Source organism: Rhodococcus sp. K11/5, from assembly GCF_055193735.1.
The window spans coordinates 1-22,628 of record NZ_JBUXET010000001.1; the positions used below are offsets into that span (position 1 = coordinate 1).

Sequence of the window (22,628 nt, forward strand, 5' to 3'; positions counted from 1 at the left end):
GGCCGCTCAGTACCTGTTGATGTTGATGGTTAAGTCAATTGACCAACTACCGTGCATTCAGGTGTGGTAGCTGTCCGTGCTAGCAGAGCTAGCGTAGGTGTGTTAGCTATCGTTGCTAGACAACCAACGCTTGCAACACAAGCTAAGGTGTTCCGCGTATCAACGCTAACTAGCGTTGCAAGTGTAGTAAGGTTCGCTACATGCGATAAACGCGCTAGCAAAGCTTTCGTAGCAAGGCTGGTAGAAGCGGCCGTAGCGCCAGCCGCCGCTACCACCGCTGAGAATGTCGCACCACCTAGGGAGCATTCGTCATAGCTATGTCGGCCGACAATCCAAAGGTGCCCAGGTACGCCGCAGCGGCATCGGTACACCCGAGATGAATGGAAGGTTGGTCCCACGATGAGTGCTCAGCCCAGAAAGATCGCCATCTGTAATCAGAAGGGGGGAGTAGGTAAGACAGCGACCACCCTCGGCCTGGCGAGTGCGCTCGCAGACGCGGGCCGACACACCCTCGTAGTGGATATGGATCCCCAGTGCAACGCCACCAAGGGCCTTGGTGTGTCAGTCGACTCTGAAATGCGCACCACTTACGACCTCATGACTGCCATGGCGGAGGGACGAGCGGCGGACGCAATCGTGGCAACTGAGTGGGACAAGGTCGACCTAATACCGGCGCACCAGACACTTGCCAACATCGAGTCTGACGGTGCCAACGACTTGATTTTCAGACTTGACGTCGCCTTCGAGGGAGTCGACCTCTCTCCATACAGTGCCGTGCTCTTCGACTGCCCTCCGTCTTTGGGGAAGATTCTGTTCGCTGTCTTGTGCGCCTGCGACGGGGTCATCGCGGTCACAGAGCCAACCATCGACAGTGTGGATGGTGTCGAGAATCTTCGCGAGACCATCCAGAATGTGAAAAAACGGCCCAACCCTCGACTGGAACTAGACAAGATCGTGCTGTCCCGCAAGCGGCGCACCGGCGAGCATATTTTTCGCGAGAATGAACTGCGCGATACCTACGGCGACGTGGTGGCTCGAACCGGTATTCCCGAGCTGGCAGCAAGGCAGGACGCGCATAGCAGCCGCACGCCTATTCACCTCTTCACGGGTGGTAAGGCGACGGCACTACGTGTCGCGTACTCGGACCTGCTCCAAGAGTTGACCTTTGAAAAGACGGGAGCAGCGGTGTGAATGTGAAGAGGGAACCAGCAATCAGGCGAGCGCATCCGGCGGAAAATCTGCCTGAACGTCCGCGCCCCGTAGTGGCGTCGGAGAAGGCGGCCACACCACCACCGGCTGCGGACACGACAGAAGGGGCATCTGACGCTGCAATCGTCCACGACTGGCAGTCGGAACGCCTGACAGAGCAGCACAATGTTCGGATACGGCCCAGCACGAGGCGTCGGCTGATGAGTGGCGTCGATCAAATCAGATATAGAACCGGGGACCGCTCGATCACCCTCGCCTCTCTAACTGATCAGGCCTTGCGCGAGCTCATGGATCGGATGAACGTCGACCCACCTCCTGCAGCTCAGTAGCAAGGCTAGCTGTGCTAGCTCTGCTGCATCCGCCGAAGCTCAAGGATCCGGTTGGGATGTCGCGTGTCGGTTCAGGTGACATAAACGAACGATTGTGGCACCGGGCCACGGGGCTGACTGCCGGTGGAGGACTACCAGCCGCAACAGGGTGCCAGAAACGTATGCCAACCGATTCGTGTCAAAACTTTACATGTCGGTGGGTTGTGGCAGGGTTCGTCGCTGTGGGACACAAATACGGGTACGCCAGGGTCTCGACCACCGAACAGACCCCCGCACTCCAGAGCGACGCACTCACCGCCTACGGCTGCGAACGCATCTTCACGGACACCGCCAGCGGATCAACAACCGCACGCCCGGCGCTGACCGAACTCCTCGCCACACTGCTACCCGGCGACACCTTGTGCGTCTGGAGGCTCGACCGACTCGGCCGCAACCTCCCGCACCTGATCGAACTCGTCACCAGTCTGCGGGCCAGGGGAGTGCTGTTCGCCTCGGTCACGGAGCAGATCGACACCACCACCGCCAACGGTGAGCTGATTTTCCACATATTCGGCGCCCTCGCTTCCTTCGAACGACAACTTCTGCGCGAACGAACCCACGCCGGCCTCGCCGCCGCTCGCGAGCGAGGCAAGGTCGGAGGCCGCCCACCGGCGCTCACGCCCTCCAAGAAGCGGGAGGCCACGCGAATGCGGCACGCAGGCAGCACCGTCGGTGATATCGCAGAAGTCCTCGGCGTCAGCAGACGCACTCTTTATCGACACTTTCAGCGATCATCGGTGCGCGGAATCCAGCATGACCGCTGACGACTACGAACCCCCCGCGGCCGATAGGCTGCTCGAGATCATCGACCAGCTTTGTGCGGGTTGGCAGGACTTTCTGGCCGGATCGGGCCGGGAATTCATCTCACCCCGCGACACAAACAGACTGTTGACCGCACCGCTCGTCATGGCACTCGCTTCTCATGTCACAGAGCTAGGAATCGCTGTCGCTGCACTCGTGCGCGGCGGATCGAGCGGCCTTACCGTGATGCCCCTGGTGAGAGCGATGTACGAGTCGGCCATCACCGGGCAGTGGATTGCTCAACTGCCCGATGCGGCAATGGCATTCATCAACGAGGACGCCAGAAGCCGCGAAGCGTTGGCAAAAGATCTGCCCCATGCGCGAGGTCGGACGTTCCGCGAGTCGGTCGATGTTATCCGTCGGCAGATTGTGCCGAAGCTGACGACAAGTTCTGAGGCCCAGGCCCGTGCCTTCAAGCAGCGATGCCTCGACCTGGAGGTCGGCGGCGTCGACGCCTACATCTACTACCGCGTCGCCAGCAGCTTGACGCATCCCTCGGTCCTCGTCGCAGACCGATATCTAGAGTCCGTGGACGGCATCCTTCGCATCGGTGCACGCGCGAACGACATTGGGGACGCCTGGATTTTTCTCGCGTCGGCATCGGTTGTCTGGGCACAGATGGCAGCCAACTACTGCGATCCTCACCGGACGAGGAGGTCAATCCTCCGTGCCATCGGCCGCGAACTCGGCATCGAACCCGAACTCAAGCCGTCTGCAGCCGCCTGGTCGAGGGCGTCAGCACGGAAGCAGACACGTCAAGCATGACAAGGGAGGCGTAGCTACCAGAGTGTTACAGTGTTCGTACTACTGTACGACGCTTACGACACTACGAATGGAAGTGCCATGCCAACGATCACGATCAGGCTCGACGCTCAAACGCGAACGGAACTCGACACCACAGCAGCATCATCCGGTCTCGGTGTAAGCGAACTCGTTCGGCGCCTCATCGATCAAGCACTCGGACGAGCAGCGCACTGGCGTGAAGGAGATGCGCCGACCTCGCTGTCCCCCACGGACCGGCTTCTGCTGTCGCAGAACGCGCTACTTCTAGCGGTGACGGCGACCGATCCCGACGTGATCGAGATGTACCAGCGGAACGCGGAGATCCTGCAGAACGGCTGGACAGCCGAGTACCCCACGGTGTTCGGTGACCTCCGAGACGAGATGGATGTTTCACAGAACCGCCTGGTCTGGGACATTCTCGACATGTTCCGCGTCCTGAAAGTCAGCTGTAACGAGTTGGACGAAGACGATATCGATCGACTGGAAGCATTCATCGATCGCACGAGATTCAGTGGGTTCGATCTTGCCGATCCCATCGAGGGTCCGATGCTCGGGTACCTGGAGTTCCTGATCAGAACCGAGCGATGGACCGATGTCGCTGAGCGCATCCAAGAAGTCGGAGACCGAGGTAACTCCCACTCCCGCCAGCTCCCGCGGTACATCACCATGCTCGATGTGTTCCGGCCGATATACCAGGCTGCTCTGCGCGCCGGCCGAAGCAAGGGGCTCCTCACCCTCGACGAAATTCGCCGTATTGCAACAGCCTGAACCACCCACAGCGCCTCCGAGCACGGCGCGGACCGACCGGAGTGAACTGCCCCTCGAAAGACCGACCACACCCACCTACAAGACCGACCACACGCCTACCTACGCCACAATCATCGCGGCGTGTCGGCGCTATCTGCGCATGTGTGTGCGGACCGACTCGAGGACGCGACGTGCCAGTAGGGGCGGTACCGAGTTGCCGAGCTGTGCCTGCACGCTCGCGCGGCTGCCGACAAGTTCGAACTCGTCCGGATAGGTGAACAACCGCTTGACCTCACTGGTACGAAGTCGACGATTGTCCCAGTGGAACGGCCCGACATTCGGTCCGGGTTGGGCCTGGATGGTGGGAGAGGGCTTATCGGGTGAAAGTTTGAGCAGGAACGACCAGTACCTGCTGCGCCACTCGAACCGAGGGTCCGGATGGCCTTTCTCTGCCGTGTAATGCAGATAGTTGCCGCCGGGCGGGATGTCGGCGAGCAGAGCGCCGTACTGGCCTCCGACAGTCTCCTCGGGTTCCGGGTCGCTGATCAGTCCGGCGAGGGCATCGCCGGCGGTGACGTAACCAGTGGCGGCATTCCCGCTCGCGCGGCGCTCCCACCGGCCACCGTGCGTCGGGAGAGGGTGTGGCGGAAGTGGTTTGCCTTTAGGTACGCCGATGATGAACAGGCGTGGCCGCGCCTGCGGTACGCCGTAGTCGGCGGCGTTGAGTACTTCCATGCGGTGGTCGTAGCCGGCTTCGTCGATCTCGCGAAGAAGCCGTTCGAGCGCGGGTCTGCTGGCCTTGTTGTTGTAGGTCAGGGCGTAAACGTTCTCGAGCACGAACGCGCGAGGCTTCGACTCCCGCAACACCCGCGTGTACTCCTGGAGCAGCGTCGCGTCGGGGTCGAGCCCCGAGCGCTTCCACTCCAGCCAGAACCCACTTTTGGAGAACGGGGTGCACGGCGGTCCACCGATCAACACATCCGGCCGCTGTCCGCGTGCGAGTCCCGCCGCCTGCATGATCTCTGTGGTGCTGGTGTCGAGGATGTCCTTCTGGATCACAGGGGAGGCGAGCTTCGGGAAGTTCTTCTCCATGGTGAGCGCGGCGTCACGATCGCGTTCGACTGCCGCACGGACATCGAAGCCGGCCTGTTCGGCGCCCAGGTCGAGACCGCCCGCGCCGGAGAACAGCGAGATCGCGACGCCGTGGGTACTTGCCATACCCGTAAGCTTCCCATGCCGACGAGCAGCAGTGTGAGCAGGTGGTGGCGGTGTGGCGCACTTGTTCGCAAACCGCCGACAGCCGAGTGGAGCATCACGTGAGCGGGGTGGGGAGGACAGCGATGACCGAACCGACAGCGGCGGACTTCGCCGGCCGGTCCTACGCCCGGGTGTACTCCGTCTTGGGCAAAAAAGACATCCATCGGTTCCTCGTGGCGGCGGTCGAAGCTGCCGGCGGGCGCGTTCTGTATGCCAGCGCCCCGGCGAGGACACCTGTGTATCTCGGCGTTCAAGACAGTCGAGGGGATCGACTCGGGTTACTGATCTACCCCTTCCGGATGACCAGGAAAGCGACCGTCAACCGGCCAGCTGACGAGGTGCGTGGTCAGATCCGCTACGGGGGTGAAGACACCTGGAAGGTCGACCACCCCCTCGGCACGGATATCGCCGGTGTCGACATCACCCTGGTGGTCGGTGTCGATCTCGGTGCGGGCGTACTTATCGGTCTACAACCGTCTCTATACGACCCGCTTCCGATGGGCATCTCCTTCTACGCGAAGGCAGCGGAGATGAAGGCCGCCGCCGGAAGCGGTTGGCATGTCTGGGAGAAGGAGAACAAGCCCGGCCGCAAACGCGACGTACCCCGCGGCCCCTCCGGTCTCGAAACGATGATCGCCTTCACCCCCGATCGACTGCTCGACTTCGCCCGCTTCGAACGACGCGCCACCGACCTCGGTCTGGATCACGCTTTGAGGTTCAATGCTGCGAAGCTGGCAGCCGCCGCCGCGGGAGACACCACCGTCGAGGGTCTCCACGCGTTGGAGTCGGAGTTCGACCTCACCAGCGCCGAAATACTGCACATCATTGCCACGCGCAACAGGTTGCAGGTGGCCGTGCGCGGGGGAGTTGCCGAGCACCACCTCCAACGCGCGCTCGACGCTAATCCGCAGGTTGTGCAAGCGACCAGGCTCGATCAAGATGCGTTGCACGATTTTGACGTCGCGATGGTCGGCGGCGTCAGCTGGAGAGTGGAGTGCAAAAACGCCAGTCCGACGAAGTACGCCAACGGCGACATGAAGGTCGAAGTGCAGAAAACCAGGGCTTCCCAGAACGACCCGGCAAGCCGCTACTACCGCGCGGATCAGTTCGATGTAGTGGCTGCTTGTGTGTACTCACCGACCGGGCAGTGGCAGTTTCGCTACCACAAGACTGCGACGCTGACGAGGCACAAGGACTTCCCGGACCGTTTATCGCCAATGCAACGCATCACCTCGGAGTGGGCAAAAAGTCTGGGTGAAGCCATCCAGTGACCGGCCGATCTAGCCCGGCGGGACGGCATCAGTGGCGCCTAGACGATGGGTCCTTCGATCCGGAGAAAGCGGACAGAGTCCGAAGATCGCCGTTCAACGACTTCACCAGCTCGTTGATCGCGGCGCTCACCACACGGGTGTGTTCACTGAGCGAATCCAGATGACGTATTGCGAATTCGTTCCCCACCGCGCTCGCGAACAACTCGGCAGTGTCCTCGTCCAACTCCAACGCACGCGTGGCCACGCGAGCATGCCCCAGTTCGATATCGAGCAGCCTGAGATCCTGGTCGTACCGGTGCAGGGCTGTCACGCGCGCGATCACGGTGTCGAGCACACTCTCCAGCGGCGCCACAGCTCTGGTGTAGGCCGATGACGCAATCACTGCCCCCGCGGTCGAGCCGCGTGGATTGTCGCCCAACTTGACGAACGCACGGTGCAGGCCCGCGATGTGATCGAGAATCTCCTGTTCTTCCGCAGCCGGGTCGAACTGGACGTGATGAGCTGCAAGTAGCTGGGGATCGCGCCACGAGTCGGCCGCCTCGATGTCACGTGAGAGTTGATGGGCCTCCGCTGCAAGGCGTTCGAGCAACTCCAACGGGTCGACCCTGCGATGCGGCGGCGCCTCCTTCGTCGCCGCCCTGACAGGTTCGAACTTCTTCCCTAGCCGGCCGATGGTTGGATTCGGGATCGGCACCTCGACAATGGATCCGCGAAGCTCGAAACCCTCCGCAGAGTTGAAGGTCCGGGCTTTCAGCTCCGCCCGTGCGGCTTGTCGCACAGGCATCTCCCCGAGATGCCCCTTGACCGCGCCGACTGTGAAAAGGATCCACAGACCAAGACACACGACAACACCGACGATCACACCCACGGTGGCGGTGCGAGACAAAGACCAGATAAGTGCGCCGGCGAACACCCCGATCGGCATCGGCATGAGGATCATCGCCTCGAGGTCCTTGGAGTTGTCGGTAGGCCACTCGACAGACGGGTCCGCTGCCAACGCCTTTCGCTGTCTGCTCAACTTCGCGGCGACGGTCGGGCTCAACAGGTCCGGGTTTCGGTACCTCAAGGTCCAACCCGTGTCGTACTTCGCCGAGTAGCTCTTTTCGACGACGTTCGCGCCGTACACATTCAATGTTTCGCACTCCGTCGTTGTCAGTTCACCCGTTGGTGAACGGGAGTGAATCGTAGTCGGCGGATCGGCGAGTGCATGTAGGTCCACGCGAGATGGGCTGGAGCTGCCGCGACTTGCTTGAGGTGGTCGATCTCCGTCGCTCCTGCACAGCCGGCCACCGGCGTGTCCGGGTGGGAGGTGGCAGCTCGGGGGAGTGACCGGCGGTTCTCGGTGGCGGGCCGGCCGGGCGCGGCCGGGCGTGGGCCACCCTGCGGGCGTCCGCCTAGCGGAGCTCCGCTGCGCTACGCACCGCGAAAAGAGCATTCGTTCTTTCGACACATCTGGCTACTCCGATGCTGCGTCACCCGTGCCCGTCTTACCAACACCCGACCTCCGCTGCGCTCCGGCCCCTGCGGGGTCCGAAAACTTCTCAGAACGCCTTCGGCTGAGAACTTTTCGTATCGGGTGCAGGACGCCGTTCCCGTGCGCCGCCTCCTCTGCGCCACGCCAGATGACGGCGAAAGAACGTGGTGAGGGACTTAGGCCGAGCCACACGAGTCCCGGAAGGAAGCACCAGTCATGCGCGCACAGCACCCGTCCACCGCAGACGAGATCGACATCCTCGTCCACAGCCGCGGCGCACCCAAGATCCGCCGCACCGTCAAACGAGCCAGCGCCCGCTACGACCGCCGCAGCGCACGCCGCGCACTCCGATCCTGACCGTCCCCCAGCCACACCACTCGAAAGGTTCACCTCATGACGCAACCCCGCATCACCCTCACCAGCGCAGCCCAGGTCATCGCCGCCATCCCCGCCGCCCTGCGGCACGTCCCCACCGAGTCCATCGTCGTGCTCGCGTTCACCGGCGAGATCCTCACCTTCGCCGCCCGGTTCGACCGCGTCGACGTCGTCACCCAGGCACACAAGATGAACGACGTCCTGCGTCGCCACGGCGTCGAGTCGGTCGTCCTCGTCACCATCGCAGACCGACCCGGCAAGAAAGCGGCCGCCGTCGAGAACCTGGTCATCGCCGGAATCCTCGCCACCGCCGTCGACGTGATCGGCACCTACTGGGTCCCCACCCTCGCCGGACCGGCCACCGCCCAGGACCTCGACACCCTCGACACGTTCGACGTCGACCCCATCGCGTCCGAACTGGCCGCCAGCACCGTCGAAGCCGGAACGGCCATCGAGGGCAGCCGCACCGCGATCGGCAACCGCTACGCCCACGCCACGCAGGTGCACCCGGCCGAGCACGCCGACGCCGCGCAGGTACTCGAAGACCTGGCCGCAGTCGTCTACGCCGACGAGCTGCCCGACAGTGGCCTCATCGCCCGCACCGCCGTCGTCATCACCGCACTGCCCGTCCGCGACGCGATGTTCCGGCTCCCGCTCTACGGCAGCACATCCGCGCACACCGTCATGGCCACCATCGCCCGCCACACCCGCGCAGAGGCCCGCGTCCAGGCCCTCAGCATCGCCGGGTGGCTCTGCCACCGCGCCGGAGACGGAGCGGCCGCCAACATCGCCTACGACGCGGCAGAAGACGAAGCGACCAGCGCAGGCATCGCCACCCCGCACATGCTCCGCCTACTCCGTCAGGCACAAGACGCCGCCATGAACCCCGACGAGATCCGAACCCTCGACGTCGACGCCGAGACGGTCCGCGCCACCACCGGGGCACACCTCCCCGGGGCACCCGACCGGGAATGAGACACGGGCCGGGCGGCTCCCGCAGCGAGCGGGGGACGCCCGGCCACCGGCGGGGGTAGCCGGCGATCGGGCATCGAGCCCTCACACCGACCTCGACGCACCCACCACCGAGCGAACCTGTCGCTACCAACCGGGGCCGGCCACCGCGATCACAGGTCGGGCATGTCCTCCGGCACCCACACCACATCCACAGCGCCCGGGGCAGCGGCACGGGTCAGCGTCTCCAGGGCCGGCACCCCCGACACCATTGCTTCGACCGCCAGATCCGACGGTGCGCTCCGATTCAACGCCATCGCCACCAAATCCGATTCCACACGCGAATACGTCATACCGCGATCCTAGACTCTCGCCGCGAACAAACCCGCACGTGACGAGAAAAGCGTAATTCAAGGACCCGTCGAAACGGGATCGAATGATATTCCCGAACATTGTCATATCGGTTGCAGCGCAATAGAAAAGCCCGGTTCATCGTTACCGAACAAATACCGTACAGCGGTTGAAATAAACCCGGTTGCGAAATAGAATGAAACCACTCCACCGAATAGTCGAAAGGCGTGAGCCATGTCCGGAATCACCGTCTACACCACGCCCCACTGCCAGCAGTGCCGGGCGACGTTCCGGGCGCTCGACAAGGCCGGCCTCGACTACACCGCCGTCGACATCAGCGCCGACACCGAAGCCCGCGACTACGTGATGGCTCTCGGCTACCTCGCCGCGCCCGTCGTCGTCGTCGACGCCGACACCCACTGGAGCGGCTACCGGGACGACCGCCTCGCCGAGCTCGTCGCCGCGTCCGCCGCCTGACCGCGCACCGCAACCCACCACCGACCGAAGGAGACCCCGTCATGGCGCACCTCGCGTTCGACTACCAGCCCGACCACGACTTCATCGCCGCCCAGATCGAAGCGGACCTCGCCGCCGAAATCACCAGTGCCGTCGTCATCCCCGGCCCCTGGACCGCCCAGCCGGCCTTCGATTCCATCGACGCCCGGTAAGGCCAGGACGTCATGAGCGCACTACGGGCAGTCCCCGAACCCGAGCAGAACCCGAGCGACCCGGTCCTCGACCTCGCACCCGACGTCGCAGACCCCGGCGTCGACACCGACGCCGGCCTCGACCCGCGGACCGACCCGGAATCGTTGACCCTCTGCGCGCTCATGTGGTCCGTCGACACCGCCGCCGCCAGGCGTGTCACCGACGCCCTGGTGCCGGCCGACTTCAGTGAGCCCGCGTACGCGGAACTGTTCACCGTCATCGCCGATCTCGTCACCACCGGACAACCGCACGATCCCGCCTCCGTCGCGGCTGTCCTGCACCGTGCCGGGGGAGGGCAGAAGGACGCGCCGCTGCGCCGAGCACTGGCGGACGTCGTCACCGCCGACACCACCGGATCCTCCGCCGCCGTCCACTACGCCGACATCGTGCTCTCCCAGTCCTACCGGCGCAGCTTTCACATCACCGGGCAGCGGATCGTCCAGGCCGCCGAACAAGGCCCCGAGGACGAGCTGTTCGACTACATGGTGCAGCTCGGCACCGCCCAGCGGGCAGCGTGGAAGCGGCTCAACGTCTTCCGGGCCGGGGGAAGTCACGCATGAACGGCGACGACGTCTCGGCTGTGGGTCCGGATCGGTGTCTCACCGCCGAATCGACCGGCATTGCTCGACCTGCTAGAACCATCTGATTCGCGCACTGACGCGACTCAAAGGCCCTTCTCATACCGTCTGGTCCCATAACATCACGCCATGCGTGTCGCACTTGTCATTTGCGCCTTGATGTTCGCCGCCGGATGTGGCGCAAGCGGCGGCACGCCCGTTGCGGCGCCCAGCACCACGACGTCGGCACCCCCGCCCACACTCAACGCGCGTGTCCTCGTCCAGGTCGACGCCCGGTTCACAAACCCACAGGGCAGTAGCTGCACCACCAAATTCCCGTTTACCGATCTACAGGCAAACGCGTTCGTGTCGTTCACCGACGCCGCCGGCACCACGGCCGGGGCCACCACCCTCGGTGCGGGTTACCTCGACGGTTCCGGTCACTGCTCCTTCCCGGCGACCGCCGAGCTGACACCGGGCAGCCCGTTCTACTCAATGGTCGTTGCTGGTCGCGACCCGGTGACGAAGTCCGCTGTCGACGTGGCGAGCAAAGGATTCGTGTCGGCTTCGGAATGAGCTGACGGTCTCCGGCAGGACGGCTCGAAAGTCAGCTCCTGGGCCTTGCCCGGCCCGGAAAAACGCACCACCCAGTTCGCACGTAGCTGCGGGCGGCCGTTCGGACCGTACAACTCGTCTCCGGTAGGCGGTCGGATATACCTACAGCCCGGCGGCTGCCGCCGCGAACACGGTCGCCAACACCACACAGATGATGGCTACATCAAGACGGTCTCGTGTGTCGTAGTGACGGTCGGGTGAGAATTCTCTGACCCGGGTGTGCTCGGACTGTCTCGGGCCGGCGTCGTCGGATGCGGAGCGGTCAGATGCCACCCGGTGACGAAGAAACAGATTGATGCTCAGCAGGGTTGCAGCGGCTGCATAGAACAGCACCGCCCCGGTGACCAGAACGGCCCACGCGGTCACGGCCGGACGGGTGCGAGATCTCCGGTATCGGCGAACACCAACCGCCCCGAAGTCAGCGCTATCGCCCACCGGCGAGCAGGCGCCCAGTCACGACCCGTACCGGCGGCATCGAGCAGTTCATCTCCGAAGTCGTCGACTATGCGACCGGCTTCCGGGTGGTCGAGCCCGGACACGTCGACTGTGACCTCAGCACCCACGACGGGGGCGAAATTCGTGTCACGTCCAGCATCATCGGTCACGAGCAGCATTGAACCAGACGCGGCAGCATTCACCACCCTCCAATTGATCCGGATCTGGCTGCAGGAGTCCCACCATGGGTCAGTGCCGCCGGGTCAGCTCAGACCGATGACGACTACCGCAATCATGAGTCCGACCGCCACCACGAGCATGGACACCGTGAGCACCCCGTACATCACCGTCCGATCAGGACGACTCCTCCGCGGCGGCACCCGGTGAGGTTCGATGGCCGACGCAGCGGACCGCGTCGTCGGCGGAGCGGCAGGACCCGGCGTAACGGAAGGAGCAACAGGAGTGGGTGATGTGCTCGTCGGTGCGGGTGCGGGTGCGGGTGCGGGTGCGGGTGCGGGTGCGGGTGCGGAACGAGGCGTCTGCCGGCTGCGGGGTGCGCGGGCAGTGGTGCGCCGCGTAGTGACAGCCACGATGACGGAGGCCAGCGCGAGGGCGGCAGAGGCAATAGGTGTCAGCCACAGACCCCACCCGATCTGAAGGGGGACGATGGTGTCGGTGTCCGTGTCGGTCTGCTCGGTCAGCCGTTGGTTGAACGCGACGATGTCGACAATTCCAATCGTGACGCCTACGGCGCCGCACAACGCCGCGAGCACCATCACCGTCCTGGACGCGATGACAGCGCGCAGGAACACCAACAGCAGTGCAGTACCGCCCAACCCGAGCACCACCTTGCCGTCCGGAGTGTTCGTCCCCGCGGCCGAGACAAAGATCGTCGTCACCCACGGCCCCAACGCCGCGACCACCACGGCGAACGACGACAGCGCGGCCAAGATGTACCCGGGCACGTTCAAGGTCGATACGGCACGGGACTTCGTTTCGCTGCTCATCAACCGAACGCCTCTCGCCGCAGTCGCACCTCGCACTATCAAACCCCACGGTTCGACAACGGCACACCCGGCCCACCGACCCATCCCGTCCTATCGGCGAAAGCGAGGGAGGTCGCAGTCGCGCTTGTCAGGCCGGGCAAGAGTTAGCGGCGCAGGCTTCTCACGGCGTCACGGCGTCACGGCGTCACGGCGTCACGGCGTCACGGCGTCACGGCGTCACGGCGTCCCGGCGTGGCGGCTAGACGGTCGCGGTAGCCGCGGCGGGCGGCATGTTCTGCGGCGATGAACGCCTCGACGTCGACACCGCCGTCCGGCGACCGGTGCGGGAACGTCTCCGGGATGTACCCGCACCCGGGCAGCGGTGTGAGGGCGAACGCGTGGTCGTAGATCGGTTCGAGATCCCCGTCGTCGAAGAACTCCGTCTCCTCCGTCGACACCACCACCGGCACCGACTCCCGCAGGCCCATCCGCCGCGCCTTCTCCGTCGCCGCAACGGTCCACGCGGCGAGGTAGGCGTCGGTATCCGCGGCGTACAACCGGTCGACGGCGACCAGCTCCGCGCCCAGCTCTGTCACCGCCGAGGAAGGTTGATCGGCGGGGCGCATCGCTGCCTGGATGGTGGTGCGGTCTCGGTGCCACAGTTCCTGGAACCCGTAGTCGGAGAGCTGTTGGTCGCGGGTCTCGAGGTAGAGCACCACCGGGGCCGTCCGCTTCGCCAACGGCAACTGCGGGTCGGTTCCGAACGCCGCCAGTGCGGCGACGTGCTGCGCCGACTCGGACTGCGGCGACGCCGCCAACAACGTGTCGGTGCCGCCGACGTTCGCCGCCGCCGACGCGGCCGCGTGCTCCAGCACCGCGGCGACGTCCACGCTGCGGGTCTGCGCGATGCGGGTGAGGACGGAGGAGATCGCGTGCGCCGCCTGGTCGAGATGGTCGAGATCCGCGAGCACCGATTCGGTGGACCCGACGATGTTGCGGGTCGGTCGTGCCCGACCGTCACCGTTGACGGTGACGAGTTGGATCATCACGTCGTCGACCCCACGGTCGGGGAGCGTCTGCACCTGGTGGCGGACGAAGTCGTGGGCGCCGGCGTCGTCGACGAACACCCCGTGCGCCAACGGTGTGCGGCCGGGTTCCCCAGCAGGGGTGCGTCGCCACACCGTCGCCTCGACCGCCGTGGTCGCGGCGGTCATGCGGTCGCCTGCTCGTCGACGGCCGCGCCGTCGCTCGGTGCGGTGTCCACCGGTGCCGACACCGGGGTCGACGCCTTGGTGCGGCGGGGGGTGCTGCGGCGACCGGACCGGCGTGGCGCGGCCGGGGTGGGGAGGCCGGCGGCCTTGAGTTCGGCGGCGGTCCATCCGGCGGCGAGCGCGTCGCGGTACGCCTTTTCGAACGCGGTGTCCGCGGTCGCGGCGGCGTCGCGTGCGTCGGCGACCGCGGAGTGCGCGGCGGCGGCGTCGGTGGCGGCGTCGAACAGCGTCTCGACGAACCGGGTGCGGGTGTCGATCGCCTCGCGTGCGCGGGCGAGGACAGCGGACTTGTCGAGCGTGGTGATGGCAGACATGAGGGCCTTTCGAGATGGGAGCGTCGACCGGCATACGCAACCGAACACACACGACTGGTGGAGCTGTCGTGCGGTGGTGGTGCCGGTGGTGATGGACGCTCGACCGTGACCCTCATCGACGGTCGAACACGGACGACTCTAAATCATGGCCCCGACATGTGCACGGCCGCGCCGCGCGCATGTTCGGGAGTCAGTAGTAGCGGCGCGGGTAGACCCCACGGCTGCCGTTGCCCACCGACCCGCCGAGGTAGGCGAGCGGGATCATGAACGCCAACACCATCAGTACGAGACCGAACGCTGCGAAGAACGTGGCCAGGAACGCGATCGTGGCGACGGCGATCGTGACGCTGGCGGCGATGCTGCCGAGGATGACCGACCATCCGGCGGCGGTGGCCCACCGGCCGCGGCCGTGGACGGCGACGTGACGCACGGCGAGGATCAGCAGTCCTGCGCCGGCGATGGCGAACGGGGTGAGCACGAGCGGTCTCCCAACGACGACGGGGAGTGCACCGCTGGTCTGTCGGTGCGGCGCACGAGGTGTGTGCCCCGGTTCCTACCCGACGGGTCCGACAATCAGGTTCGCGCGCCGACACGGCGGGCGTGAGTGTGTTGCGGATGTGAGAACACTGATCGGTTGGGCGACGCTGTCCGGTGCGGTCGTCGGAGCGGTACTACTCGGCGCCTTAGGAGTGACGTTCTACGCCACGAACCGGAACGACTCTGTCGTCTACGAGGGCTCGGTGGCCGAGTTGGAAGAGGGGGCAACCGGCCCGAGCTTCATCGAATTGAACCCGTTCTTCCGCGACGCATCGAACTGGTGGACCCAGCTGTGGTTGCCGTGGTGGAGCTTTCCGCTGATCGGTGCGGCAACGGGTGCCGTCGTCGCAACGGCCCTCGCTCTGGCGGGGGTCCGGGTTACGCGCACCCGTCGCGAGGGGTGAGCGTCCAGCGACATCAGAACAGTGTCGGTGCGGCGATGGTGTTCGCGTCGGTCCCGATGAGGGCGGCGTGTAGCCGCTCCGCGTCGTACCCGTGTGCGAGTGCGTCGCGGATGGCGAGCGCGCGACCGTAACGCCCGCGCGGATCGGCGTAGGCGGGGGTGGGTCCGAGGTGCCGGCCGGTGGCGACGGCGTAGGCGAGGTTGCCCGCTTGCGTGCCGAGCTTGAGGTGCCCGTCTCCGACGCGCACGCACAACGTCTCGTTGCACTCGTGTTCCCCGACGACGTCGGGTCCGAGGTCGCCGTGCACGAGGATCAGCGCGAACCGGTGCGCACCGATGGTGCGCTGGACGCCGCCGTCGAGGAAGTTGATGCGCCCGTACCCGTCGGGGTTGGACACCGCCCCGACGAAGAAGTGGCACCCCGGAGTGACGACCACTTTGGAGCGGAACCGCTCGATCGTCGCCGCCGACGGGGGAGCGGCCAGCGGGGTACCGCGGTGAGAGCTGCGCGCCGGCGGCGCAGCGACACCGGCGAAGCCGGGCAGAACGAGTTGACCGTCGACCGGTGGCAGACCGGGTAGGGCGAGTTGACCGGGCACCGGGTCGTGCAACGCCGGAGAGGGGGGAGGCATTTGCACCCGCAGTGGTGCTAGACCGCCGACTTGGACGAGTCGGAAGCGTCGGCGGTGTGCAAGACGGGATTCGTGGTCGACGTCGCCGCGGCGTCGTCGTCGGGCGCCGGGTCCGGCGCGGTGAGCACGGCGAGCAGCGTGCGCGCTTCGCCGAGGGTGAGGCCGGCCAGCGCGGCGGCCGCGGTGAGCGTTCCCTCCCGCTGACGGATCGCGGCGAGGGCGCCGGCCTGGCGGCGGCGGGCAGCCTCGATCTCTTCGGCTGCGGTGAAGAACTCGGTGAGCGAGTCCATGTTCGCCTTGTCGCGTTCGGCGCGGGCGGCGAGGACTTTGCGCTGTGCGTCGCGTGCGCGGGTGCGCGCCGCGACGCGGGCCGAGGTGGACGCCATGCCGGTCACCCTAGCTGCAATCGCCACGTGCCCGCCGATTCCTAACACAACCCGACCCCGGATCGCCGTTCCGCTCCGCTGCACACCCATCGACCCGCATTCCTCCTTCGTCGTCACCAACCAACTCGTTCCTCGCCCGACCCGTAACGCACACACCATTTGCTCTTGCAGAGCGCCTGCGGCACTATCGGACTGTGTATCTCCGGTCGCTCGACCCCCACAAGGGGGGTCTGACGCGCCCTGAATGGGCCGCTGAGCGGCCAGTTAGCGCCACGGCAGGACGCCCGGCGGGGGCACTAAATATGGGTGTCAGGGGCGGTGGTGTGCGGTGATGACGCTGCACCGCCTGCACGCGGGCGACGGATACACCTACCTCACGAAGCAGGTCGCGGCGTGCGATCACACCGTCACGCGCGGGCAGAACATCGCCGACTACTACGCCGCCGAGGGCGCCCCTCCCGGACTGTGGGCCGGCCGCGGCGCGGCCGCACTCGGTGTCGACGGTGTGGTGTCCGAGACGCAGATGAAGGCACTGTTCGGTGAAGGGTTGCACCCGGACGCGGAGGCGAACATCGCCCGCGCCGCAGTGTCGGGGGAGAACGTCGACCGCACCGCCGCCGCGCAGCAGCTCGGTCGTCCGTTCCCCAGCTTCGAGAACAAGGTGCCCTACCTCGGCGCCGTCAAGGACGCGACGGCCGCCGCGGCGAAGGACGCCGGTAAGGCGTTGTCGGCGGGGGAGCGTCAGCGTGTCCGCCTGGACGTCGCGCAGTCGTTCTTCCGCGACGCGCACGGACGGGGCGGTTTGCCGAAGGAGCTCACGGAGTTCATCCGCGCCCAGGAGTCGAAGGTGCGTCACCCCGTCGCGGGATACGACCTGGTGTTCACCCCGCAGAAGTCGATCAGCGCCCTGTGGGGACTCGGCGACGCCGCCGCCAAGGAAGCGGTCGAGCGTGCCCACACCGAAGCGGTGAACGAGACGTTGGAGTGGATCCAGGCCGAGGCCGGGTTCACCCGCCGCGGTAAGGGATCGACCGAGCAGGTCGAGACGGACGGGTTGGTCATCGCCCAGTTCGTGCACTACGACAACCGCACGGGGGATCCGAACCTGCATACGCACTGCGCGGTGTCGAACAAGGTCCGTACCACCGCCGACGGCAAGTGGCGCGCCCTCGATGCGCGTCCACTGCACCGCGCCGCGGTCGCCGCGGCGGCCCGCTACAACTCTCTCGTCGCGGACAAGACCGCCCGCTACGCCGGGGTGCAGTTCGAGGACCGCGCCCGCGCCGACGGCAAGCGTCCGGTGCGCGAGATCGTCGGGTTCGATCAGGAACTGTTGTCGGAGTTCTCGCGCCGCGACGCGATCATGGACCGCGCGCGCGAGCTCACCGAGCAGTACCGCGCCGAGCACGGACGCACCCCGTCGAAGGCGCAGCAGATCCGACTCGTGCAGCAGGCGACGCTCGACACCCGGTCGGGCAAAGCGCCACCGGTGTCGCTGTCGGTGATGCGCGGTCAGTGGCGCGAGCGCGCCGAGACCTTCCTCGCCGAGCGCGGCATCGACGGCGGGGTGGACGCACTCCTCGCCTCGGTGCAATCGCCGACCGCCACGTTCGACGTGGTCACCGACGTCGACGCGCAGCAGTGGGCGGAGCGCGTCATCGACCGCGTGTCCACCGCCCGGTCGACGTGGACGGAGGCGAACGTGCGCACCGTCGTCGAGGACGAACTCTCCCGCATCCGGTTCGCCGACCCGGCGCAGGGCCGCCGCGCCGTCGAACAGGTCACCCACGCGGCCCTGCACCGCGACTCACTGCTGCTCGACATCACCCTCGACGACCTCCCGTCCGCGCTGACGCGCGCGTCGGGGGAGTCGGTGTTCACCGACCACGGCGCATCCCGCTACTCCTGCGCGGCGGTCCTCGACGCCGAACAGCGCCTCATCGACGCCGCCCACACCCAGACGGTGTTCACCGTCTCGGCGGACGCGTTCGACGGTGCCCGCGCCCGCCGCGAAGCACTCGAATCCGCCCGCACGGGCGGCGAGTTCGTGTTCAACGACGGACAGCTCGAGATGGCACGCCGCCTCGCGACCGCGGAAACTCTGGTGTCGGTGGGCATCGGCCCGGCCGGCACCGGCAAGACCGCGTCGATGAAACTGCTCGTCGACGCCTGGCACGAACAAGGCCGCACCGTCCTCGCGCTGGGACCGTCCGCCGCCGCCGCGACGGTGCTCGGCGAGGACGTCGGGGTGCCCGGCCGCACCATCGCCTCCGTGCTGCATCGGCACGCCGTGGGCACCGACACCGGTATCGACCGCGGCACCCTGATCCTCGTCGACGAAGCGGGCATGGCCTCGACCCGCGACCTCGACCAGCTCGTGGCCCTGGCCGCCGAACACGGCGCGGTGGTGCGCATGATCGGCGACTCCGCACAGCTCGGCGCCGTCGACGCCGGCGGCGCATTGGGGATGCTCGCCCGCGAGACCGACGCACCGGAGCTGGTGGAGGTGGTGCGCTTCCGCGACCCGGCAGAGGCCGCCGCCTCGCTCGGTGTCCGCGCGGGTGAAGGTGCCGCGCTCGAGTTCTACCGCGCCCGCGGCCGCATGGTCGGCGGCACGGACGACGAGCTGCTGGTGCGCCTGCTCAACGACCACCTCGCCGACACCCGAAGCGGGTTGTCGTCGGTGATGCTCGCCCCCACCAACGACCAGGTGCACCACCTCAACGTCGCCGCCCAAGCGATCCACCACGCCGACACCGGCACCGGCCGCGGGCCGTCGGCGGCGCTGTCGGACACCGCTCGCGCCTACGTCGGCGACACGATCGTCAGCCGCCGCAACCGCGCGGAGCTGCGCGCAGTCGGGGTGAACGGCGCACGCTTCTCGGTGCAGAACGGTGACCTGTGGACCGTCACCGGCGTCGGGGAGGACGGCAGCCTCGCCGTCACCGGCAACCGACACGGCGCGCACACCGTCCTGCCCACCTGGTACGTCGCCGGGCACACCGAGCTCGGCTACGCCCACACCATCCACCGCGCCCAAGGACTCACCGTCGACGTCGGCCGCGCCCTGCTCTCCGACGCCGTGGACAGGCAGGCCGCCTACGTGGCGATGACCCGAGGCAAGACCGGCAACTACGCCTACCTCGTCACCGACACCCTCGCCGAGCCCGACCTCGACCACGCCCCGGGGCCGGAAGCGACACCGACGACGGTGTTCGCCGGCATCCTCGCGCGCGACGGCGAAGAACGTGCCGCCGTGGAGCACCTACGCGCCGGGTTGGCCCGCGCATCGGACCCGCACCGGTTCCGCGAGTACTACGACACCGCCGCCGCGAAACTCGGCGACGCCCACGCCCGCCACATGTTGGACACGGTGCTCCCGGCCGCGATCCACACCACCGCGACGGCGCAGCGCGGGTGGGACGCCGCCGTGGCCGGTGTCCGCGACGTCCTCGCGCGCGGCGCCGACCGCACCGTGGTGATCGACCTGCTCGGTGACCCCGACCTGCACACCGCCCACAACGTCCCCGTCGCGATCCTCGCCCGCCTCAAGACCGTCGAGGTACCCGAGAACGGGTCGACGCTGCCGGTGCTGCCGCCCGAGCACCCCGGCGCCGACACCGAACTGCGCGCGTTCGCCGAGAACACCGTCGCCGCGATCGTCGACCCCCGCGGCTCGGACACCCTGTGGGTGACCGACCTCGACTACACCCACCCGCAGCAGCAGGCGTACCGGAACGCGATGCACGCACTCGTCGACGCCGACGCCCTCACCGCGGTGCGCCGCGCCGTTCCCGAGCGCGTCGCGGCCGCGCTCACCGACCGAGAATGGGCCGACCTCGCCCGCCGTGTCGTCGACACCGCACTGGGCGCCGACCCCGACACCCTCGATCTGCCCCTGACCCGCTTCGACGACGCCGAACGCGACGCGATCCGCGCAGTCGTCACCGACGTCGCAGAAACCGTCACCGGAACCGACCAGGATCTCACCGCCTACACCGATGAGCTGCGCACCTACCTCGGCCTGACCGACGGCCGCGAACAACAGGGGGCCGCGACCGATCCGGCCGCCGCGGCGCCGCGGTCCACCCTCGGTGAGCGACCCGAGCTGGTGAGCACACCCGCGCACGCAGACACCGACGTCGCCGCAGTTGCCGAGCAGATGCGACGCAACCCGATCCGCGCGCTGGACGACGACCGACTCGACGCCGCCGCCGCGCAGACCCGCACGCGACTGGCCGCACTGGACCGCGACGTCCGCCTCGCCACCGCCGCCAAGACCGCCGCACTGGGAGGAAAGGCCGTCGCAGCCGCACGCGACGACATCGCGCAGACCACGGCGGCGGCGAAGGCCGTCCAGGCCGCTGTCGATGCGCAAGCCAGGGCCGAGCGGGCTCAGACCCGCCTCGCGGCAGCCCGAGAGAACGAACGCGCTGCACGGGAGCCGCAGGTGGGCCGCTTCGGTCGACGCACCGTCGATCAGGACCGCCTTGCCACCGCCACGGCAGAGACCGCGCTGTGGTCCGATCGTGCCCGGTCCGCCGCCGCGGCCGCCGACGCCGCCCTCGACGCCGCACCGCCGCGTCAGACGTGGGACCGGGTCGTCGCCGATGCTCACCGCGCCGAGGAAGATCACGACGCCACCCTCACCGCGGCGCGGGCAGCGGATCAGCGTGCCGCCACCACCGCCGACGACACCCTCACCGCGGCCGGCGCAGAACGAGACCGTCTCCGTTCGCGCTCGGCTGCGATCACTGCGGAACGGCAGCGCCGCAGCGCACTCTCACCCGACGAGGTGAGTGTCGAGAACACACTGCGAACCCAGCACCGCAAGGCCACGGCCGTCACCGCTCGGACGACGGGTGCCGCGGTCGAACAGATACCCACCGCCGAACTTCAACGCCGTCTCCGCGTCGCCGCCGTCGCCCGCACGCCCGTCAGCGGCGCAGCCGCCGCGCGCAGTGAACGCACCCAGCAGACCTACCGGGACGAGCTCGACCGCCGCAACGCCCTGTCGCCGGCCGACCGGGCCGCCGAGGACCGAGCGCGGACCGTCACCGCCCGCAAGCAGGAGACCGAACAACACCTGCGGGACCGCACGACCGGCCTCGACACCGACAGGAGCCGCGACGTCGGACCGGGCCTGTAGCGACCGTCGAGACCCCCTGGACTGTCGGGAGCAGTGTCTACCGTGAAGAGGTGACCTCGCCGCCGCCGATACGACTCTCCGAAGCTTTCCGGCGAATGGCAGCGGACGCGGCCGGAGTCTCGGCCGCCGCTGCGTTCGCGAAAACGATGCCCACGCCGCCGATCGCGCCCGGGTGGGCTCTGGCGAACAGCCCAGCCGCACAGCTCGTGCGCGACCTGCAAGCCAGGAATCGTGCCCATGCTGCGTCGATGCCGCCGATCGTCGACGCCGCGCGCCGATTCGCGTTGATCACACCGCCCGCAACGCCCTCGATCATCACTGCGTGGAAGACCTTGCATCCTCCGCTGACCGTTCCCCGTCTCACCTTGCCGCCGACCGTCCGTGTGCCCGGCATCGAGAAGTTCCTCGAAGGCATCGCGCGCCGCTTTCCAGCGAACTGGCCCGACGACCGCCCCGACCTCGAGGTGGTCGCCCAGATCGTCGAGAACGACGGCATTCCGCTCGCTTACGTTCCGCGCGCGGAGGTGGTGGTCGAGCTGGTGGCCGCGGCTGACCGTGATGCACGTCTGGAGGTGCTGCTCGAACGCACCCCGACGATCCTCGACGACTGTGACAACACACTGGACGTTGCTCTACGTAGCGAGGTCGAAGGGCAGCGGGGACTCCTGCAACGTGCGGTGTCGGCCTTGCGCGGCGGCCACAGTGAGGCAGCGCAAGCCCTCGCGGTCAACGTGTGCGACACCCTCATCACCGCTCACATCGCGGGGAAGTACCCCACGGCGAAGAGCAAGTGTGGTCTGGGTGATCTCGACGAGGCATTCCGTATCGATTGGCTACGGATCGAGTTGGGCGTGGCTCCGGTGGTGAATCTCCTGACCGAGTGGCATCCCAAGACCGGCAAGCCCCGGCCGGCAGCACTGTCCAGGCACGTCACCATCCATGGGGCACATCGGGATCACTACACGCCGGCCAACGCCATCATCGCCGTCATGGTGGCAACGGGATTGATGTTGGCGTTGGCCGAGCTTCACAGCAAGGCAGCGTGACC

At 67.0% G+C, this 22,628-nt stretch carries 25 protein-coding genes; 14 read left to right on the forward strand and 11 right to left on the reverse strand.

What is annotated here, in order from left to right; translation table 11 throughout:
• The first annotated feature begins 399 nt into the window (after positions 1-399).
• From ACY466_RS20290 to ACY466_RS20305, 4 genes are all read left to right on the forward strand, one after another.
• A complete protein-coding gene (locus ACY466_RS20290) occupies positions 400-1,191 on the forward strand; it encodes a ParA family protein (RefSeq protein WP_463252439.1) in 792 nt (263 codons plus the stop codon).
• A gap of 568 nt (positions 1,192-1,759) precedes the next feature.
• Positions 1,760-2,341 (forward strand): recombinase family protein, encoded by a 582-nt coding sequence (locus ACY466_RS20295; RefSeq protein WP_463252440.1) that lies wholly within the window; start codon positions 1,760-1,762, stop codon positions 2,339-2,341.
• Positions 2,331-3,143: a DUF5677 domain-containing protein gene (locus ACY466_RS20300; protein WP_463252441.1), complete on the forward strand. Its 813-nt coding sequence runs from the start codon at positions 2,331-2,333 to the stop codon at positions 3,141-3,143. Before ACY466_RS20295 ends, ACY466_RS20300 begins: the two co-directional genes overlap by 11 nt.
• A gap of 30 nt (positions 3,144-3,173) precedes the next feature.
• On the forward strand, positions 3,174-3,929 hold the full coding sequence (locus ACY466_RS20305) for a YfbU family protein (RefSeq protein ID WP_463252442.1): 756 nt from the start codon (positions 3,174-3,176) through the stop codon (positions 3,927-3,929).
• Between the two features lie 129 nt (positions 3,930-4,058).
• On the opposite strand, the gene ACY466_RS20310 is transcribed toward ACY466_RS20305, so the two are convergent.
• Positions 4,059-5,126 (reverse strand): DNA cytosine methyltransferase, encoded by a 1,068-nt coding sequence (locus tag ACY466_RS20310; protein WP_222633354.1) that lies wholly within the window; start codon positions 5,124-5,126, stop codon positions 4,059-4,061.
• Between the two features lie 122 nt (positions 5,127-5,248).
• Here ACY466_RS20310 and ACY466_RS20315 point away from each other — a divergent pair, with 122 nt between their 5' ends.
• The gene (locus ACY466_RS20315) at positions 5,249-6,436 is read left to right on the forward strand and encodes a hypothetical protein (RefSeq protein WP_463252443.1); all 1,188 of its coding nucleotides are present in this window, start codon (positions 5,249-5,251) and stop codon (positions 6,434-6,436) included.
• Between the two features lie 28 nt (positions 6,437-6,464).
• On the opposite strand, the gene ACY466_RS20320 is transcribed toward ACY466_RS20315, so the two are convergent.
• On the reverse strand, positions 6,465-7,655 hold the full coding sequence (locus ACY466_RS20320) for a hypothetical protein (RefSeq protein ID WP_463252444.1): 1,191 nt from the start codon (positions 7,653-7,655) through the stop codon (positions 6,465-6,467).
• A gap of 471 nt (positions 7,656-8,126) precedes the next feature.
• Here ACY466_RS20320 and ACY466_RS20325 point away from each other — a divergent pair, with 471 nt between their 5' ends.
• Positions 8,127-8,267 carry a hypothetical protein gene (locus ACY466_RS20325; protein WP_463252445.1) on the forward strand — a complete coding sequence of 47 codons (141 nt, stop codon included), beginning with the start codon at positions 8,127-8,129 and terminating at the stop codon, positions 8,265-8,267.
• Between the two features lie 36 nt (positions 8,268-8,303).
• Positions 8,304-9,260, forward strand: a complete 957-nt coding sequence (locus tag ACY466_RS20330) for a DUF4192 family protein (RefSeq protein ID WP_463252446.1) — start codon at positions 8,304-8,306, stop codon at positions 9,258-9,260.
• Between the two features lie 149 nt (positions 9,261-9,409).
• Here the strand turns inward: ACY466_RS20330 and ACY466_RS20335 are convergent, their stop codons facing one another.
• Positions 9,410-9,589, reverse strand: coding sequence for a hypothetical protein (locus ACY466_RS20335; RefSeq protein ID WP_463252447.1), 180 nt, complete (start codon positions 9,587-9,589; stop codon positions 9,410-9,412).
• Between the two features lie 232 nt (positions 9,590-9,821).
• Here ACY466_RS20335 and nrdH point away from each other — a divergent pair, with 232 nt between their 5' ends.
• The 4 genes from nrdH to ACY466_RS20355 all read left to right on the forward strand — a co-directional run bounded on the left by nrdH (position 9,822) and on the right by ACY466_RS20355 (position 11,428).
• Entirely contained in the window at positions 9,822-10,064 is a 243-nt protein-coding gene (nrdH, locus tag ACY466_RS20340; RefSeq protein WP_463252448.1) for a glutaredoxin-like protein NrdH, read from the forward strand.
• A 41-nt stretch (positions 10,065-10,105) separates the two neighbouring features.
• Positions 10,106-10,255 carry a hypothetical protein gene (locus ACY466_RS20345; protein ID WP_463252449.1) on the forward strand — a complete coding sequence of 50 codons (150 nt, stop codon included), beginning with the start codon at positions 10,106-10,108 and terminating at the stop codon, positions 10,253-10,255.
• Positions 10,256-10,267: 12 nt separating this feature from the next.
• On the forward strand, positions 10,268-10,855 hold the full coding sequence (locus ACY466_RS20350; protein WP_463252450.1) for a DnaB-like helicase N-terminal domain-containing protein: 588 nt from the start codon (positions 10,268-10,270) through the stop codon (positions 10,853-10,855).
• 147 nt (positions 10,856-11,002) lie between these two features.
• Entirely contained in the window at positions 11,003-11,428 is a 426-nt protein-coding gene (locus tag ACY466_RS20355) for a hypothetical protein (protein WP_463252451.1), read from the forward strand.
• A 141-nt stretch (positions 11,429-11,569) separates the two neighbouring features.
• On the opposite strand, the gene ACY466_RS20360 is transcribed toward ACY466_RS20355, so the two are convergent.
• From ACY466_RS20360 to ACY466_RS20385, 6 genes are all read right to left on the reverse strand, one after another.
• On the reverse strand, positions 11,570-11,833 hold the full coding sequence (locus tag ACY466_RS20360; protein WP_463252452.1) for a hypothetical protein: 264 nt from the start codon (positions 11,831-11,833) through the stop codon (positions 11,570-11,572).
• Complete coding sequence (locus ACY466_RS20365) at positions 11,830-12,072, reverse strand: hypothetical protein (protein ID WP_463252453.1); 243 nt, start codon at positions 12,070-12,072, stop codon at positions 11,830-11,832. The genes ACY466_RS20360 and ACY466_RS20365 overlap by 4 nt, the downstream gene beginning before the upstream one ends.
• A 93-nt stretch (positions 12,073-12,165) precedes the next feature.
• A complete protein-coding gene (locus ACY466_RS20370) occupies positions 12,166-12,867 on the reverse strand; it encodes a hypothetical protein (RefSeq protein ID WP_463252454.1) in 702 nt (233 codons plus the stop codon).
• A 242-nt stretch (positions 12,868-13,109) separates the two neighbouring features.
• Complete coding sequence (locus ACY466_RS20375; RefSeq protein ID WP_463252455.1) at positions 13,110-14,102, reverse strand: hypothetical protein; 993 nt, start codon at positions 14,100-14,102, stop codon at positions 13,110-13,112.
• Positions 14,099-14,473 (reverse strand): hypothetical protein, encoded by a 375-nt coding sequence (locus ACY466_RS20380; RefSeq protein WP_463252456.1) that lies wholly within the window; start codon positions 14,471-14,473, stop codon positions 14,099-14,101. The genes ACY466_RS20375 and ACY466_RS20380 overlap by 4 nt, the downstream gene beginning before the upstream one ends.
• Positions 14,474-14,663: 190 nt before the next feature.
• Positions 14,664-14,951: a hypothetical protein gene (locus ACY466_RS20385; protein WP_328810590.1), complete on the reverse strand. Its 288-nt coding sequence runs from the start codon at positions 14,949-14,951 to the stop codon at positions 14,664-14,666.
• Positions 14,952-15,090: 139 nt separating this feature from the next.
• Between ACY466_RS20385 and ACY466_RS20390 the strand changes: the two genes are divergently transcribed.
• Positions 15,091-15,414 (forward strand): hypothetical protein, encoded by a 324-nt coding sequence (locus tag ACY466_RS20390; RefSeq protein ID WP_463252457.1) that lies wholly within the window; start codon positions 15,091-15,093, stop codon positions 15,412-15,414.
• A gap of 13 nt (positions 15,415-15,427) precedes the next feature.
• Here the strand turns inward: ACY466_RS20390 and ACY466_RS20395 are convergent, their stop codons facing one another.
• On the reverse strand, positions 15,428-16,045 hold the full coding sequence (locus ACY466_RS20395) for an HNH endonuclease (protein ID WP_463252458.1): 618 nt from the start codon (positions 16,043-16,045) through the stop codon (positions 15,428-15,430).
• Between the two features lie 17 nt (positions 16,046-16,062).
• A complete protein-coding gene (locus tag ACY466_RS20400; RefSeq protein ID WP_463252459.1) occupies positions 16,063-16,431 on the reverse strand; it encodes a hypothetical protein in 369 nt (122 codons plus the stop codon).
• 331 nt (positions 16,432-16,762) lie between these two features.
• On the opposite strand from ACY466_RS20400, the gene mobF reads away from it, so the two are divergent.
• Entirely contained in the window at positions 16,763-21,580 is a 4,818-nt protein-coding gene (mobF, locus tag ACY466_RS20405) for a MobF family relaxase (RefSeq protein ID WP_463252460.1), read from the forward strand.
• A 50-nt stretch (positions 21,581-21,630) separates the two neighbouring features.
• Positions 21,631-22,626 (forward strand): hypothetical protein, encoded by a 996-nt coding sequence (locus tag ACY466_RS20410; RefSeq protein ID WP_463252461.1) that lies wholly within the window; start codon positions 21,631-21,633, stop codon positions 22,624-22,626.
• Positions 22,627-22,628: the final 2 nt, after the last annotated feature.